This is a genomic window from Mesorhizobium sp. CA10, assembly GCF_020165285.1.
GTDB lineage: Bacteria > Pseudomonadota > Alphaproteobacteria > Rhizobiales > Rhizobiaceae > Mesorhizobium.
This window is the reverse complement of sequence record NZ_JAIUHV010000002.1, coordinates 331,020-346,393: the sequence shown is the minus strand read 5'-3', so window position 1 is coordinate 346,393 and position 15,374 is coordinate 331,020. Positions and strand designations below refer to the sequence as shown.

At 61.5% G+C, this 15,374-nt stretch carries 17 protein-coding genes; 8 read left to right on the top strand and 9 right to left on the bottom strand.

Annotated features, from left to right (window positions below):
- Positions 1-186 precede the first annotated feature (186 nt).
- The 3 genes from LB535_RS05145 to LB535_RS05135 form a co-directional block, all read right to left on the bottom strand.
- On the bottom strand, positions 187-648 hold the full coding sequence (locus LB535_RS05145) for a hypothetical protein (protein ID WP_224631409.1): 462 nt from the start codon (positions 646-648) through the stop codon (positions 187-189).
- A 1,200-nt stretch (positions 649-1,848) separates the two neighbouring features.
- Positions 1,849-2,295, bottom strand: coding sequence for a hypothetical protein (locus LB535_RS05140; protein WP_224631408.1), 447 nt, complete (start codon positions 2,293-2,295; stop codon positions 1,849-1,851).
- Positions 2,296-2,492: 197 nt separating this feature from the next.
- A complete protein-coding gene (locus LB535_RS05135) occupies positions 2,493-3,167 on the bottom strand; it encodes a recombinase family protein (RefSeq protein WP_224631407.1) in 675 nt (224 codons plus the stop codon).
- A gap of 308 nt (positions 3,168-3,475) precedes the next feature.
- Here LB535_RS05135 and LB535_RS05130 point away from each other — a divergent pair, with 308 nt between their 5' ends.
- From LB535_RS05130 to LB535_RS05115, 3 genes are all read left to right on the top strand, one after another.
- Complete coding sequence (locus LB535_RS05130; protein WP_224631406.1) at positions 3,476-3,706, top strand: hypothetical protein; 231 nt, start codon at positions 3,476-3,478, stop codon at positions 3,704-3,706.
- A gap of 361 nt (positions 3,707-4,067) precedes the next feature.
- Positions 4,068-4,304, top strand: coding sequence for a hypothetical protein (locus LB535_RS05125; RefSeq protein WP_224631405.1), 237 nt, complete (start codon positions 4,068-4,070; stop codon positions 4,302-4,304).
- Between the two features lie 328 nt (positions 4,305-4,632).
- Positions 4,633-5,157 carry a hypothetical protein gene (locus LB535_RS05115; RefSeq protein ID WP_224631403.1) on the top strand — a complete coding sequence of 175 codons (525 nt, stop codon included), beginning with the start codon at positions 4,633-4,635 and terminating at the stop codon, positions 5,155-5,157.
- Between the two features lie 70 nt (positions 5,158-5,227).
- Here the strand turns inward: LB535_RS05115 and LB535_RS05110 are convergent, their stop codons facing one another.
- Positions 5,228-6,604 (bottom strand): DUF6538 domain-containing protein, encoded by a 1,377-nt coding sequence (locus tag LB535_RS05110; RefSeq protein WP_224631402.1) that lies wholly within the window; start codon positions 6,602-6,604, stop codon positions 5,228-5,230.
- 241 nt (positions 6,605-6,845) lie between these two features.
- On the opposite strand from LB535_RS05110, the gene LB535_RS05105 reads away from it, so the two are divergent.
- Complete coding sequence (locus tag LB535_RS05105; protein ID WP_224631401.1) at positions 6,846-7,664, top strand: DUF3800 domain-containing protein; 819 nt, start codon at positions 6,846-6,848, stop codon at positions 7,662-7,664.
- Positions 7,665-8,378: 714 nt separating this feature from the next.
- Here LB535_RS05105 and LB535_RS05100 read toward each other — a convergent pair.
- Positions 8,379-8,879: a DUF6496 domain-containing protein gene (locus tag LB535_RS05100; protein ID WP_224631400.1), complete on the bottom strand. Its 501-nt coding sequence runs from the start codon at positions 8,877-8,879 to the stop codon at positions 8,379-8,381.
- Between the two features lie 63 nt (positions 8,880-8,942).
- Positions 8,943-9,401 (bottom strand): YbhB/YbcL family Raf kinase inhibitor-like protein, encoded by a 459-nt coding sequence (locus tag LB535_RS05095; RefSeq protein ID WP_224631399.1) that lies wholly within the window; start codon positions 9,399-9,401, stop codon positions 8,943-8,945.
- Between the two features lie 492 nt (positions 9,402-9,893).
- Between LB535_RS05095 and LB535_RS05090 the strand changes: the two genes are divergently transcribed.
- Complete coding sequence (locus LB535_RS05090) at positions 9,894-10,250, top strand: hypothetical protein (RefSeq protein ID WP_224631398.1); 357 nt, start codon at positions 9,894-9,896, stop codon at positions 10,248-10,250.
- Positions 10,251-10,285: 35 nt separating this feature from the next.
- Here the strand turns inward: LB535_RS05090 and LB535_RS05085 are convergent, their stop codons facing one another.
- Complete coding sequence (locus LB535_RS05085; protein ID WP_224631397.1) at positions 10,286-10,537, bottom strand: hypothetical protein; 252 nt, start codon at positions 10,535-10,537, stop codon at positions 10,286-10,288.
- 129 nt (positions 10,538-10,666) lie between these two features.
- Here LB535_RS05085 and LB535_RS05080 point away from each other — a divergent pair, with 129 nt between their 5' ends.
- Genes LB535_RS05080 through LB535_RS05070 form a run of 3 tightly spaced genes read left to right on the top strand, consistent with a single transcriptional unit; the run spans position 10,667 to position 13,521 of the window.
- Positions 10,667-11,218 carry a MaoC family dehydratase gene (locus tag LB535_RS05080; protein WP_224631396.1) on the top strand — a complete coding sequence of 184 codons (552 nt, stop codon included), beginning with the start codon at positions 10,667-10,669 and terminating at the stop codon, positions 11,216-11,218.
- Between the two features lie 3 nt (positions 11,219-11,221).
- A complete protein-coding gene (locus tag LB535_RS05075; RefSeq protein WP_224631395.1) occupies positions 11,222-12,382 on the top strand; it encodes a CaiB/BaiF CoA transferase family protein in 1,161 nt (386 codons plus the stop codon).
- Between the two features lie 14 nt (positions 12,383-12,396).
- Positions 12,397-13,521 carry an extracellular solute-binding protein gene (locus LB535_RS05070; protein WP_224631671.1) on the top strand — a complete coding sequence of 375 codons (1,125 nt, stop codon included), beginning with the start codon at positions 12,397-12,399 and terminating at the stop codon, positions 13,519-13,521.
- A gap of 40 nt (positions 13,522-13,561) precedes the next feature.
- On the opposite strand, the gene LB535_RS05065 is transcribed toward LB535_RS05070, so the two are convergent.
- A complete protein-coding gene (locus LB535_RS05065) occupies positions 13,562-14,398 on the bottom strand; it encodes an amidohydrolase family protein (RefSeq protein WP_224631394.1) in 837 nt (278 codons plus the stop codon).
- A 156-nt stretch (positions 14,399-14,554) separates the two neighbouring features.
- A complete protein-coding gene (locus LB535_RS05060) occupies positions 14,555-15,343 on the bottom strand; it encodes an IclR family transcriptional regulator (protein ID WP_224631393.1) in 789 nt (262 codons plus the stop codon).
- Positions 15,344-15,374 lie beyond the last annotated feature (31 nt).

The window sequence follows — 15,374 nt, the reverse complement described above, 5'->3', positions numbered from 1 at the left end:
ACAGGTTCTTTCGAGACGTGATGAGCGAGGCGATAGAGAACCATCGCCCATGTCCACCGCCCCGCGCTCGGCGGTGCTGTAGGTTCCATCCGAAGCCCCTGCGGTCCACTATGACGCGGTAACGGGGGCCTATGGTGGCGACGACGGCGCTGTAGTCGTCCGACCATTCACAGGTTGCGAGAAGGCTCATTGTGCGAGTGCCTCCTGCTGAAGCTGGCGATGGCGCTGCCGTGCCGTCATGACGCTGTTGGTGGCCTTGATCTGCTTGAGGCGAAGATTGGTGGTCCGGAGGTCGAGGGGATCGCCGCCGAGGTTCAGGACACGCTCTCCGGGCTTTGCGCCCATGATCAGTCGAGACACCACCACCATGTCGCTGGAGTGTCCGACGCGGACCGAGAAGTGCATGTCGTTTGCTCGCTTCCCTTCCATAACCACGGCCCACGCGGCATTGCGGACATGTCCGGGAAGATTGTCGAAGGTGCGCTCCTCGACCTTGGCGAAAAGCACACGGCCCCGCTTCGGGTCGTTGATGGGGACAAGGACAAGGTTCTCGCTGACCAGTCCGCGACGGTAGGGCCTGAAGTGGTCGTTCGGGATACGCTGGTAGGTCTTGGGGTGCCCTGGAGTGGGCCTAGAGGTGGTCGTCATGGTGTTGCTGGGTCCAATCTACGGAAGGCAAAGATATTTGGGAGGGGCGGAGCTACGGGCCGCGTCGAAACAGAGAGACGCACACGGACACACGCTTTGCGGCGCTGGCGTTAGGGGCTTCCCCGCTGGGGACCCCACTACGGGATGGCAAAAAAGAGAGACGCAAGACGACGCTCCGAGTGGAACGAATGAGCCAGCCCCGCCAATCCATCGCCGGGGAACCTATGGAGACACTGAAGGTCGCCCGGAGGTGGCTTTGGAGGAGGTCGGGATGAAGCTTGAAAGCGTCGTCTTGCGTCTCTGAAGGGGTCGGCTCGACCCACTGAAGGGGAGCCTTGTTTGAAAGAGGGAGGTAGGAGGATTGTGGAGGAGCAGCGTTAGTCACGCGCTCTGGACCACTTCACATCCAACGCTCATAAACACGTTAGATATATCGACCGGAGGCCCCTTTCCTAGGGTGCGGCCTAATTGCCCATGCCATAGAACATGGCCTTAGCCTCGGCTCTCTCCCAATAAGCGTTAGCTCAACCGGAGGGGTCGGTTCCTGAAGTGGGGGGTAATTGACAGGCCAGCCATATAGACACGTTCAGAACATCGTGCAGGGCGGGACCATTCCTGAAGTAAGGCGTAATCGACACCCCTGCCCATAAACACGTCCCTAACCACGTGAGGGAGGCGGGCATTCCTGAGTGGTGGGGTAATTGAACCGGAGCCCCATTCCTAAGGCGGTCCCTAATCACGTAAGACCCACACCGGAGCCGCCATTCCTAGGGGGAGGGGTAATTGGTTCGGCCCTCTCAAACACGTTCATAAACCACGTGAGGGAGGCGGGCATTCCTAGGGTAAGTCGTAATTGATCGGGGCCGCCATTCCTGAGGTGTGTCGTAATTGAAACGGACCGCCATTCCTGAAGCGGGCCCTAATCACCTGAGACCAACCGGGGCGGGCATTCCTAGAGCAAGGGGTAATTGAACCGGGAGCCCCATTCCTGAGGCAGTCCCTAATCACGTAAGACCCACAACCGGAGCCGCCATTCCTAGATGGGGTGGTAATTGAAACGGGGCCGCCATTCCTAAGTGAAGGGGTAATCGGCTTTGTGTCCGGTCAGCCCTAAAAACAGCCTTCAGGGTCCGGACGGTACATTCTACCTCCCGAACCCTCGAAGCCGCTGAAAGTGCCCCACCGGACACGAAAGAGGCCCTATCGAAGCCGAACGGGCATCGCCTCCCGACCCCACACGTCGCGGATGGCTGAAGCGTACTCCTCCTCCGGGATCATGCGGACGAATTGGGTGAGGTGGCTGTCCGCCATGAGAGCGTAGCGAATGGCTTCCGACACTGCCGCCCCTGCTGCGATGCATTCCAGCGCTTGTGATGCGCTCTCGGCAACGAAGGCGAGGCGCGAGACAAGGGCCGATGGCCCGCCCGTCCTGTCCGTGTCCGTGCCCTCCAGTGACGTCTTCGAGAGCCGCTCAAATTCCGCAAGGGCTTTCTCGGTCCACCCAAGGGGCTCCAAAGTGAGGGGCGAGTGTAGCTCTCGGCCGGAGCCCACGGCGCGGATGGTGGTCGTGAGGCCGCCTATAGCCTTCGCAAGGTGCCTTATCGCCTCTCCCGCGTGGCCCGAAGGGGCGGTGTTGTGGTCGGTCATGCTGTAGTCCTCGTGTGTTGAATGAGACGGTCACGGGATGCCGCACGGCCGGCGAGCAATCAATGAGTATTAAACTCCCGCATACGGGCCAATAATTGGATTGTCCCGTATCCGGGCAAAACATATCCACGTTTCAATCTAGAGGAGCGTTGGATGCATCAAAGTTTGTCCCGTAACCGGGACCATCTGATACATGGTTATTCTGCATTCTGGACCAACCTGGCTCGATCAATCACGCGGGAAACCTGCTTGGCCGTCCACCGGCCACCCCGCGAAGTTGCCACTCCGGTCCTGTTCAGGGCCTCGGCGATTGCCATAAGGGTCTCCCCGCCGGCTCTCATGGGGCCGATGACGGCCATCGCCGGCCCCGCCTCTTGCCGCGCCTTCTCCTGGATGGCTGCATTGCGGGCCATGGTCTTGTCCCGGAGGCCGCCGAGCTGCTTACCCTTGGCCTTCGCTTCCTTCAGCGCCGCGATCGTGCGGGCCGATATGAAGTCCCGCTCCTGCTCCGCAAGGGCCGCGTAAATGTGGAGCTGAAACTTGTCCGCATGGGGCATTTGGGCGACCCGAAGGCGCACCTTGGGGTCTTCCATCAAGGCCGCGATGAAGGCCACCTTACGGCTTAGCCGGTCGAGCTTCGCCACGAGTAGCTCCGCTCCGGTCTTGCGCACCAGCGCCAACGCCTTCGCCAGCTCGGGCCGATCATCCTGCTTGCCGGAGAGCACGTCGCAGAAGCGGCCGAGCACCTCGAATGGGACCTCGGTGAACCTCTCCAGAAAGATATCGATGTCGCGCCGTTGCGCGTCCAGCCCGTGACCTAGCTTGCCCTGATCCTCGGTCGAGACCCGTGTGTAGATGACGTACTGCTTCATTGCCTGCCCCTGCCCGTTGTGCCTGACAAAGCCTTAGAACGGCATTTGTCTAATGTCAACGTTCGTTGTGCCTGACAAAAGAGCGGTGGCTGGAGAGGCGTTCGGGTCTGCCCGGTGTCCTACACCACCGAAGCCCCACGAAGCCGCTCCAGCCGCTGACCGGACACGAAGGAGGGCCTATCGGTGGCCGAGCGTGGGCCTCGGGTGTGAGGGCGGCCGCGACCCCCGGCGGGGGGTATCGCGCTGCATCAACTGTCGAGTTCGGCCCCTCGGATTTTTGGGCCAGTTTGAAACCGCTTGGAACCATCATGTCCCCGCTGCGTTGGCGCTTGGGGAATTCCAAGAAAGCGCGATCCAAAATGCAGGGACAATCCGAAGCGGTGATCGCACGTGCCCTGCGCAAGCTTATCAGGGCCGAAACCAACCGGCGCGATGTCAGAAAACTGCTGGGCCTAGAGGTGGACCCGTCCCTTACCAAACAAGAGGTCTCCCTGCTTGACCAGTTAGAGCGGGCGGAGCAGGCCAAGTTCCCAGGTTAGGGCTGATAGCCTAGCCCTGGGCCATTTCCAGCTTGGACCGTATAGCTTCGATGGCCGTGACTATTGCCTCGGCGGCTTGCCGGTCCAACGCTATGTCCAGTAAGCCTTCCGTCGTCAGGATTGAGAGGATGCCAATGTGTCCCTCATGATCCTTGACGGTCCCGACATGGATTTCGGTTGGCACGAAAGGCCGAGCCTTTTCCCTCCGGTTCATCGTTCACCTGTGTTAACGGGGGCGGATGACAATCGCGCAAACCGCCTGTGTGTTCAAGCGGGCTTAGGTTGTTGAGGTCGCGAGGCCCTCCGCCTCACGCTTGTCGCACTGCTAATGCAGACTGGTCGAAACCTGGGAGCATGAGAGATGGATACAGCGGAGATGCAGGCAATCGCAGACACTCTTATGCGTGTCGTGACGCCGGACATGAACCCCAAGCAGTTGATAAAGGCCGTCAAGGCTCAGCATCCGAAGGTCTCGAAAAAGGATATAGTGAGAGCGGCCTTTTTCTCCATCATCGCAAACGCCGAAGGGGAACACGGCAAGGTGAAGAACCTACAAGCGTTCGCTATAGCCGAGCGCACCGCCGACGACGCCGCCTGACAACTGGTGTCAGAGGCCGAACCGTCTCACCGCGACCCAGCCCCAAACCACCGGATGAACGTTGCGTCCCTTCCGGTCACCTCTCGCACAGCCTTCAGCAGCGCCTCATGCAAATCCTGAAGGGACCTGTAGTCGTCGCACTGGGGCGAAATGAGAGGCCGCGTGATGCTGTGGTGCAGCGCCTCGGCCGCCTTCATGAATTGCTCCAGCTCTCCGTTTGATAGCTGCTTCGGTCTGTTGCGTCGAACCATCGCGACCTCCTGTTGAGTGTCGCCCCATCTAGGAGTATGTTCCTACAATCGAGACGATGCAGCAAGGGGGTAAGCTGGTGCGGGAGGAAGACGGCGGGCCGACAGAAACGTACTTCGAGGGTCTCTTGAAGCATCGCGAGGCCATGGTTGCGCTGCGGTCGGATCAGCTAACGACCTTAGACAAGTCGCTCTTGAGCGTGTCGAGCGGTGCCCTCGGGATATCCATCGTCTTTATGGACAAGATCGGAGGGGGCAGCGGAGCCGTGAGCGCCTACCTACTCACCTCATGGATTTGTTTCGGTGCTGCCATATCGGCAAACATAACGTCCTACTTTACAGGCGCAGAGGACGCGCAGAGAGAAATCGACAAGCTAGACAAATGCGTCATCAACTCCACGGCCTACGAAAGCGGTGGAAACCCGTTCCAGGGGGCGACGAAACTCCTAAATGTCGCGGCGCTTGTGCTATTCATTCTTGGGGTAATTTCGTTGGCACTTCATGCCTACACAAGCACGAGGACCGTTCCAAATGGCGCGACCACCAACTCCCAGCTACGAACAACGGGGAACCCCCAGCCACCGGCCAGCCCCGGTGGTCCCTAGCGGCGTCGGAAAGCCGGACGCTGGCAAGCCCTCGACCGCCCCTGCACCTACCCGACCTACGAAGAAGTAATTACTGCTTCGCAGACGGCAGCTTCACGGCCTCGACACAGGCCCGCATTTGCTCGTCTGACGGCCCCCGCGAGTAAACCCCGAAGGTCATTCCCTTGCGGCCCTCCTCGTGGCCCACGACAGCCGCAATGGTGCTCTCTGGAATATCGCCGCGTTCGGCCTCGGTGATGAACCATCTGCGGAAGCTGTGGAAGTTGACCAAGCTGCGGCGCTTTCCTTCCCTCTTGTCGTCAACCCCTAAACGCTCTCGATAGCGGGCGAAACGCTTGCCGAACGTGTCGCCAGGGTCCCTCTCGTGTTGCAGCTCGTCAAATAGCCAGTCCTTTGGCTTCTTGTCCTTTGTCCGCCGCTCCACGATCTGCTTGAGGTGCGGATGGATGGGAACACGGCGCACCGCCGCGCTCGTCTTTCCGTGGCCGATGGAGAAGAAACCCTCGTCTACTTCCTCGCACCAAAGCGTAACGACCTCCGCAAGCCGCATCCCGGTCAGCGCCGCAATGCGTATGGCGTCATCGATAAGCGGGGCAGGGGTTCGCCCTAGCGCCTTGGTCTTCTCGTCCGCCGGGGGATAGAGGAGGGTCTGCATTTCCTTCGTCGTGAAAGGCCGCTCGTCATTGTCCCGCGCCCCACGTTCAACCCTGCGGCTCCGGTCGGGCAGCTGCTGGCCCTCCCAAGGATTATCACGGCCGTTGACGTGGCCGCGCCGCTTCAGGAAGTCCCAATATCCCCGCAAGCTCGACAGGTGCTTCAGAGCGGTCCAGCGGTCTCCGCCGGCGAGCTGTGAGGTGAAATATCGTCCTGCGGTGCGGCGGTCGATATCGGCCAGTCGCAAACCTTCGGCTTCGGCCCACCTTGCGAACCTGTTAAGGTGGCCCGTTCGGTCCCTGATGGTCTTCGGGGCAAGCTTCACCTCGCCAAGGTAGTCGTCCCGGAAGCGGTCCACGCCGACACGGCCGAACGCCTCATTAAGAAACTTTGCCTTTGCCTCTTCCCCATGTTCCCGCTCGACCCTCTCGGCCTGTTCCATGACATGGCCGTAAGCGTCGTGGACATCTTCGTCCGTGGCGGGGGTTCGCCCTGTCAGCTTTTCGGTCCATCTAACGGGGTCCGCTCGGCTCTCCACAAGCTCCCTTGCCCATACCTGCCCAAGCTCCCGAATGGTGTCTCGGGTGGTGGCGGTCATTCCGCCGCGCCGAAGCTCGGCGAACAGCTTGTCGCTCTCCCTCTCGGCCGCGTCCCGACGCCGCTTGGCCTCTACAACGTCACTGGTTTCAAGCGACCGGACGTAGAACTTGTTGCCTCCGAAGTGCCGTTGAAGCTCTGCCGGAATGGCCCTACGGTAGCGGTATCGGTTTCCCTTCAGTTGAAGGTGCCGCATCGCCCCGTTGTTCCTTCGTCCCCTTGTCTGCCTCCGCCTGCTCATTTCAATTCTGACCCCAGGTTCTGACCCCTTAATAAGGCCGCCTACCATGGGATTTCAAGGTTTGCAACGGGTGTGGGCGACGTGGTGTCTAGTCCGATTGGCTCCACCAAACAGTCCTTCTATCTAATTGATAGAAAAGAACGTTTCTGAAATTTGGGTGCGCCTCTCTAACTCTCTGCCGCTGTTGAGTGGGCTCGTGCAAATCGTTCACGCATATTTTGATGAGAGCGGTTCGCACGCCGGGTCGCCGGTGCTTTGCGTCGCTGGATACGCATTTGCAAAGCGCGAAGCTCGTCTGATGGCGGGTGAGTGGGCGCGTGTCCTGAAAAAGTACGATCTGCCGTTTTTTCACATGGTCGATTGTGCGCACGGGAATGAACACTTCGCCTCGCTTACTCGCGCACAACGCATCGAGGCAGAGACTGCTCTCATTGGGATTATTAAACGTCGTGCCGCGCATGGCTTTGCCGTGTCCGTTGACCTGGCGGCATATCAGGAACTGATGCCCGATTGGGGTCCGGCTAAGAGCCCCTACGCATTTTGCGCCAGATGCGTCATTGATGAGATAGGCAAGTGGTTTTCCAGAAGTGGCTTTCGGGGAAAGTCGACTTATTTTTTTGAGGCGGGTCACGCTAGCCGATCTGAAGCCAGCAAGGTGGTGGAGGCGGCTCTGACCAACCCCCTGAGCGCATTGCACAACGTTCACTATGGCTATGCCGCTCACTCATTCATCCCGAAGCAAGGGTCTGCCGCCGTCCAAGCTGCCGACCTGCTAGCGTGGCAGTGGGCCACCGAAGTCAAGCATAGGATGACCGGACGACCGCGACGAAAGGATTTTGCAAGCCTGCTAGACATTCCCCATCGCGGCGCTCACTTCGACAAAGCTCGGCTCTTGTATTATGTCCGATTGCTCAAGGAATTCGGGGTGCCCGCGAGCGGAAACGAAACTGAGGCTGATTTGGTGGCACGCATGCTTTACGTGCAACGACGCGCCCAGCCGTACATGCAGTTATAGAAGTTGGCCGATCCATGAACAGACGTACCCCTATGAGAGAAATGACGCGCGCGGGCGCGGCTTGGTGGGTCGTCAAAAGGATGCTCGTCATGCCCTTCGCCGGCCTCTGCCTTGTCGTTGGGGGAATTTGGTTGGCTGGACAGATCGCCCTTGCTCTGGGGCTGATCAGCGGTTGAGACCGCCGGACATGATGTCGTCGCCATCTGGCGCGATCAGGTGCAAATCCCGACGCCCAAGACGTGGCCTCTTTTTATTGGGCCGGCTTGATGCCTTGCACCCGTCGGGATACACGCTCGCCATTCAACCTTGGCGGAGTGGTCCGGTGTTCAATCTCTTGATGTTCAATGTCGATTGACAGTCGGGTAGAGCTACAGTGCCGATGGGCCGGATGTTCGAATACACGGATTGAGGCATGTGTCTTCTCCCGGACGGGCAAGAGCACGTACCTCTTACTGTCGACTGCATCCGAAATATCTGGCGGCCGATGTCAAAACCATATGCCCCGAATGATCGAATGGCAAACGCTCCGGCATATTGGGCCGCTGCATCTGTGGCCGGTATGGAGCCCCGCCGAAGGAGTCCCGTGAACGGCGTCGCCGCTTCCTGCTGTTGCGGCTAGAGTTTCACGAACAGTTCGCTGGTTTGTTGCCATTCCTGATGAAAGTCACGGCGAAAGCATCCAACTTAGCCGGTCACATTCTCCTGAAATTGCTCCTAACCGTGTTCGGCGCGGGTTCTGGCTGCTTTGCGCGCTGCCGCCGATCGTCCGGCGGCGCCTTTGGTCTGCGCGGCTTTCCTCGCCGCCGCCGACCGCTCCTCGGCTGTGCGGCCGGATGCGGCGCTCTTGGCCTGCTTCGACAGAGCCTTGTGGGAGGCGGTGCTTTTCGGCTCGCCCTCAAGCACCTTCGATACCGCCTTCGAGACCTTCGGCTGGCGCTTCGGCTTCCGTTCGCCCTGGCCTGCCTCGTAAGCATATTTGGCGCTCTTGCGCGTGCTCTCCTTCACATCGCTTTTTTTGGGGGGCGGCAGGTCGACGCCCGCGCGGCGCGCTTCCGAAAGGCCGATGGCGATCGCCTGTTTGGTGGAGCGGGTGCCGTGCTTGCCCTTGCGGACTTTGTCGATTTCCGCGTGAACGAATTCACCGGCCTGCGTGCTTGCCGACTTGCCTTCGCGCTTGTCCTCGCGCGCCTTTTCGATGGTTTTTTTGTCCGGCATTGTCTTTCTCCTCGTTCGAACGGCGGCATGATCGAATGCCGACAGGATGCGTCAGATCGCGCATCAGCGGCTTTCATATGTGCCGACGAGGTCGGCAGTGGCGATCATATGCGGCTTCGCCTGGGCCAGAAGATTCGCGATTTTCGGTTCTCCGCCGGGTTCCAACGCCTCCACGTCGAGCGCTGAAAGACGGAAGTGATAATGGTGAACGCCGTGCCCTTTTGGCGGCTGGGGACCGTCATAATGGGCATTGCCGAAGTCGTTCACGGCCTGGTGGAAGGTTTCCGGTCCAGCGGTGCCTTCCGGCAGGCGGTCTCGCCCGGCGGCAATGTCATAGACCGCCCAATGGCGAAACATGCCGCGCGGCGCATCGGGATCCTCGACGACGAGCAGGAAGCTTCTGGTCCCGGCCGGTGCGTTCTTCCACCGCAGGGGAGGGGACAAATTGCCTCCGTTGCGGACATAGGGCTCGGGAATGGTCTGTCCGTTTTCAAAGGCTGGACTCTCAAGCGTGAAAGCCATGGCTGGAGCTCCGTGCACCTATCGCGTTCTTCTCGAAGGAATTCACGAACGATCTTTGCTCGGATCGGCGGAGCGCGCTCGCTACTGGTTTCTTTTGGAACGCGGGGCATTGGCGGGAGTTCCAGCATCATGCCCGCGACGGAGCGTCGATGGATGCCAGCAAGTTTAGATGTCGGGAAAGCTGCTCCCACGGAAGCGAACGCGGCTCGCATCCGGCGAAACAAGCGCCGGAGGAAATCCCTATGCCGATGGCCGCAACTAGGCTAAGGGCTTCCTGTCAGAGGGACGCTTATGAGAATTCCGGCTTTGGGTGGAAATCCGGCGCAGGGACGTGTTCGATCCGGGCTGCTTGCGCGACAAAATAATCTCTTGCCGATGCTTTGCATTGCGGCCGCGCTTGCTGCTTGTCAATCGACCCCGGACACACAGCCTGTTGCTGACCCGCAACCCGCTCCGGCCGCCGCTCCCGCTCCGGCCTCACCGAATTCGGCGGTGCTGGATGAGGCGGCTGCGGTCGTTCCACCCGGCAAGGGCGTTCCCGCCAGATACGCCGCATTCTCCGGCATATGGGCGGGGCAGCTCAACGGCATGTACGACGGCAAGCTGGCGATCCTGACCGTGTCTTCAGGCGGGCAGGTGACGGCCAGCTACGCATGGGGCGATCTGGCCGACAACAAGCCGGGCGTCGCCGACGGCTCCGGTAGGATTTCCGGCAACACGTTGAAGCTCGGACGCCTGCCGAACGGCGCCGACATCACCGCAACGATGGCATCGCCTGGAACGCTCAACGTCACCTACGCGCTTGCCGGCCAGACCTATACCGGCTCGTTCGCGCGGGTCGGCCAGTGAGCAAAGTCAGTCGCTAAGAACTCCACTCGCTAAGATTAGGATTGAAGCCGGTCCTCGATGATCCGCACGCATATCGGCGTTCCGATCTCGTCGGTCTCGGCAAGCTTCTGCACGGCAAGCGTCGCCTCGTCGAAGGCGTAGGCGCCGCGCCCTGGAAGCAGGGCGCCTGGCGGTTGAGGCTGCCGACAAAGGCAAGACAGGCGCTTTGCATCGATCTTCCTGGCGTCGCCGGCGGCTCCTCCGCTGGTGCCGGCCTTGGCGAAAATTTCGCCGATCGTCGCTTGCAAGGCAATCCCATATGTGAAAATGTTATTCACAAAAGAAAACAGTGGGAGGAAAGCGACCATGCATTTCGCCATCCGGCATCGCGCCCGGAATCGCCTTGCAGGCCGCGCCGGAAGCTCCCGGAGAGGATCATGAGCGCATTCTCGCCGACCGTTGGTGTCGCCTCGACGCATCCCGCCGACATGCCTGAGGCGCATGCCGACATCCCTGTCTGGAATTCGGAAAACTGGTTCTACGAGGACTGGCAGGTCGGCCACAAAATCCGCTCGCTTCGCCGCACCATCGCCGAGGGCGAAAGCCATATGTTCAATGCGTTGGTGCTGGATATCCATCCTTACGTGCAGGACCAGATGTTCGCCGAGAAGGAAGGTATCTTCGGCAAGCGGCTGGTGGCGGGCGCCTTCGTCTTCTCGGCCGGACTCGGCCTGGTCGCCACCAATTGCATCAACGCCTTTTCCTATGGCTACGACAGACTGCGCTTCATCAAGCCGGTCTTCATCGGCGACACCATCTATTCGATCCGCACCAACCTCGACAAAAAGCCGCGCTACCAGGATATGGGCCTGATCCGCGCCAGCTATGAAGTCTTCAAGGGTGAAGGGGAGCTCGTGCTCTACTGCGAGCATCTGCAGACCGTGAAATACAAGAACCCGGCCGATTTTGTCGGCAAGACCGAGAAGTGAATCGTGGCCGCTGACAAAGAACTTCCGCTGACCGGCCTCGTCGTCGTCGACATGAGCCAGTTCCTGTCGGGACCCTACTGCTCGCTGCGCCTGCTCGACCTCGGCGCGCGCGTCATCAAGATCGAGCGGCCCGATGGCGGCGACCTGTCGCGCCGGCTCTATCTCAGCGACACCGAGATCGGCGGCGATTCCACCATTTTCCACGCCATCAACCGCGGCAAGGAAAGCCTTGCCCTCGATTTGAAGAACGAAGCCGACCTCGCCGCGCTGCGCGGTGTGATCGCCAAGGCCGACGTGCTTATCCAGAACTTCCGGCCGGGCGTCATCGAGCGGCTCGGCCTCGACTATGAGCGTGTCAGCACGATCAATCCCCGGCTCGTCTATGCCTCGATCAGCGGTTATGGCGAGGAAGGGCCATGGGTGAAGCGCCCTGGGCAGGATCTGCTCGCGCAGGCTCGTTCCGGCGTGATGTGGCTGAACGGCGACGAGGAGCAGGGACCGGTGCCGTTCGGCCTGGCGATCGCCGATATGCTGGCGGGCGCCGCCTGCGCCCAAGGCATCCTGGCCAAGCTGGTGCGGCGCGGCATCACGGGCGAGGGCGGCCATGTCGAGACCAGCCTGCTCGAGGCGCTGGTCGATTTCCAGTTCGAGGTGCTGACCACGCATCTCAACGACGGCCGCCGCCTGCCGAAGCGGTCGTCCTTCCGCAGCGCCCATGCCTATCTCTCGGCGCCTTACGGCGTCTATCTGGCCAAGGACGGCTACCTGGCGATTGCCATGACGCCGATCCCGAAGATAGCCGACCTGCTCGAACTGCCCGAGCTCGACCCTTTCCGCGACAAGCCCGCGACCTGGTTCACCGCCCGCGACGAGATCAAGGCGATCATCGCCAGGCGCATCGCCGAGAAGACCATCGACGAGTGGCTTGCCATTCTCGAGCCCGCCGACGTCTGGTGCGCCAAGGTGCTGACGTGGCCGGAACTGATGCAGAGCGATGGCTTCAAGACCCTCGACATGCTGCAGACCGTGACACGCGAGGACAACGTGTCGATCCTCACCACGCGTTCGCCGCTGCGCGTCGACGGCGCGCGCGCCAAGGTGGATCGGGCCGCCCCTCGGATCGGCGAGCACAGCGAGAAAATCCGCGCGGAGTTCGGCCTGTGATCCGGTTGAAAGGCATGACCTGGAGCCATCCGCGCGGCTATGACCCGATGGTGGCGTGCTCGGCGCTGTGGAAGGAAAAGGCCGGCGTCTCGATCGAATGGGAAAAGCGCTCGCTGCAGGATTTCGAATCCTTCCCGGTGGAAGAGCTCGCCCGCGCCTATGATTTGATCGTCATCGACCACCCGCATGTCGGCCAGATCACCGCCGAGAAATGCCTTGCGCCGCTCGATGTGCCCGGACGCGAGGCGGAACGCATGGCGCTGGCTGCGGCAAGCGTCGGCCAATCCTATCCGAGCTATAGCTGGCAGGGCCGGCAATGGGCTTTCCCGATCGACGCCGCGACCCAGGTGCAGGCCTGGCGGCCCGATCTGATCGAAGCCGCGCCGGCGATCTGGACCGAGGTGCTGGCGCTTGCCGAGCAGGGCCGCGTGCTCCTGCCGCTTCGGCCGCCGCATTCGCTGATGTGCTTCTACACTTTGACTGCTGACCTCGGCCGGCCATGCATAGTCGACGGCTCGAACGACCTTGTCGATGGCGAGACCGGCGAAACCGCCTTCGAGATGCTGCGTGAGATTGCGGCGCTAGTCGATCCCGCATGCCTGACGATGGATCCGATCGCCGTCTTCGAGAAGATGGCCAAGTCCGGCTCGCGCATCGCCTGCGCGCCGCTGATCTATGGCTATGTTCCCTATGCGGTGGCGGGTTTCCGCCCGCACCGCCTCGCCTTCGCCGACATACCGGTTGCCAGCGGCAACGGCCCGGTCGGCTCGGCGCTTGGCGGCACCGGCATTGCCGTCTCCGCCTTTTCCGCCCAGCGCCAGGCGGCAATCGACTTCGCCTACTGGATCGCCAGCGGCGACGTGCAGCGCGGCCCTTACGCCGCCGCAGGCGGCCAGCCCGGCCATGCCGCGGCCTGGGAGGACAATGCCGTCAATGCCGCGACCAGCGACTTCTATCGCGCTACGCGGGCGACACTCGAGGGCGCCTGGGTCCGCCCGCGCCATGACGGCTACATGGCCTTCCAGCAGCTGGCTTCGGACCGCATCAATGAAGGCCTTGCCGGCCGGCAGGACGCCGGCCATGTCGTCGCCGACATCAATCGCCTGTTCCGGGAGAGTTTCGCGCCAGCCGCCGGCTAGATGTGCCGATCGCCGCCGCGACGCTCGGCGAGCTTGACGTCTATATCCGCCACAGCCGGCGTGCATTGCCCGAGAGCAGGCGGGTCCGCTCTGAATCGCTTGCACCGGCCAGCAGCGCATGCGTGGCGGCGATCCAGGTCGTCAGCCCGCCGCCCAACGTGCAGACCGGCCAGTCGCTGCCCCAGATCACCCGGTCCCAGCCGAAGCACCGGATCGTGTGCTCGACATAGGGCCGGAGCGTCTCGACCGTCCACGTCGCCGGATCGGCATAGGCGACGACGCCGGAGATCTTGGCCGTGACGTTGGGCCGCTTGGCAATTGCTTCCATATGCTCTCGCCACGGATGCTCGGCATTGCCCTTGATGTCGGGCACGCCGCAATGGTCGAGAACGAACTGGACGTCGGGCGCGAGGTCGGCAAGCGCCATTGCCTTTGGGATCTGATGCGGCAGCACCACAAGATCAAATGTCAGGCCAGTGCCGGCCAGCCGCTTGACGTTCTGGCGAAACAGCGCCCCTTCCGAAACGTCGTCGGGAACGACATGCAGCACGCGACGGAAACCCTTGACGAACGGCTCCGCCTTGACCGTTTCCAGATAAGCCTCGAAACCGGCCTCCTCGGGCCGGCAGGAGGCGATCGCTCCGCGAAGCAGGCTGCCCGCCTGGCCGGCGATCGCCTTGACGTGCGCCGTCTCGGCGGCGATGTCGGCGGGGTCTACGTCGACCTCCATATGCAACACGGCTTCAATGCCTGAGCGCCGCGCATCGGCGGCATATTCGGCATAGGAGAAATCGCGGTTCAGCGCCGGCACGCCGGCAAGCCATGGATAGCGAAGCGCGCCCTGGTCGATGAGGTGCAGATGCGTGTCGATGATCATGGCGGCGTATCCTCCGTGGCCTGGAGAATGATCCTGAAAAGTTGCAGACTTTTCGGATAAGATCATGCTCCAAAAAAACAAAGCGTTAGGACGGGATGACCGGATCCCGCTCCTAAGACACTATCTCGCCGAAAAATCTATTATTCAAATAAGAAATTACGACGATTGTGGCACATCCGATCCGGCGAGCTGCGAGAGCCTTGCCGCTGCATGCTGCAGATGCCGGATCGTCAGTGTGATGTCCGGCGCCGTGGGCGCATTGACCAAGGTGATGTAGGGAATGGTCAGCGCCGCGATGGCTCTGCCGTCCGGCCCCAGCACTGGCGTCGAAAGATTGTAGACGCCGGCGGTCTGCAGCGAGGCCATCATCTCGTAACCGCGGTCGCGCACCTGGTCGAGGCGGGCGAAGAACTCCGGCGTCAGGTTGAACTGTTCGGTGCTCTGCAGATGCTCGGCGATCATCATCTTGCGCTCTTCGGGCGAGCGGAAGGCAAGCAGCACATGGCCGGAACCAGTGTCGAACAAGCTGATATGCGAGCCGACGCGGATCGAGATGCCCCAATAGCGAGGCGCTTCCTGCTGCGCGATGACCACGGCGGCGCCCCGGTCGAACACGACCAACTGGTTGGCCTGCGATGAGGTTTCGGCCAGCTCCCGCATGATCGGCGTCGCATAGGACACCAGCCGGCGAACCGGCGCGTGCAATTGCGCGAGGCCGAAGAGCTTGAGCGTCAGTGAGTAACGGTCGCCGTCGATCTTGGTGACATAGCCGCGCCGCACCAGGCGGTCGAGCATCCGGTAGAACTCGTTCGGGCTGCGGTCGAGCCGCTTGGCGATCTCCGCCTGCGTCAGCCCCCCGTCCACGCTGGACAACAACTCGAGAATATCCAGCCCCTTGTCCAGCGCCGGCGCGCGGTAGCGGTCCCCATCGTCTTCCTCTGCCACCCGTCCCTCCAGTGAATTTCGAGCTGCATAT

Excerpts from the sequence above, each read along its gene's own strand:
- LB535_RS05140 (WP_224631408.1), bottom strand. The coding sequence starts at position 2,295 with ATGACCGACCACAACACCGCCCCTTCGGGCCACGCGGGAGAGGCGATA.
- LB535_RS05070 (WP_224631671.1), top strand. The coding sequence starts at position 12,397 with ATGACCTGGAGCCATCCGCGCGGCTATGACCCGATGGTGGCGTGCTCG.
- LB535_RS05065 (WP_224631394.1), bottom strand. The coding sequence starts at position 14,398 with ATGATCATCGACACGCATCTGCACCTCATCGACCAGGGCGCGCTTCGC.
- LB535_RS05125 (WP_224631405.1), top strand. The coding sequence starts at position 4,068 with ATGGATACAGCGGAGATGCAGGCAATCGCAGACACTCTTATGCGTGTC.
- LB535_RS05100 (WP_224631400.1), bottom strand. The coding sequence starts at position 8,879 with ATGCCGGACAAAAAAACCATCGAAAAGGCGCGCGAGGACAAGCGCGAA.
- LB535_RS05130 (WP_224631406.1), top strand. The coding sequence starts at position 3,476 with ATGTCCCCGCTGCGTTGGCGCTTGGGGAATTCCAAGAAAGCGCGATCC.
- LB535_RS05135 (WP_224631407.1), bottom strand. The coding sequence starts at position 3,167 with ATGAAGCAGTACGTCATCTACACACGGGTCTCGACCGAGGATCAGGGC.
- LB535_RS05145 (WP_224631409.1), bottom strand. The coding sequence starts at position 648 with ATGACGACCACCTCTAGGCCCACTCCAGGGCACCCCAAGACCTACCAG.
- LB535_RS05110 (WP_224631402.1), bottom strand. The coding sequence starts at position 6,604 with ATGCGGCACCTTCAACTGAAGGGAAACCGATACCGCTACCGTAGGGCC.
- LB535_RS05095 (WP_224631399.1), bottom strand. The coding sequence starts at position 9,401 with ATGGCTTTCACGCTTGAGAGTCCAGCCTTTGAAAACGGACAGACCATT.
- LB535_RS05080 (WP_224631396.1), top strand. The coding sequence starts at position 10,667 with ATGAGCGCATTCTCGCCGACCGTTGGTGTCGCCTCGACGCATCCCGCC.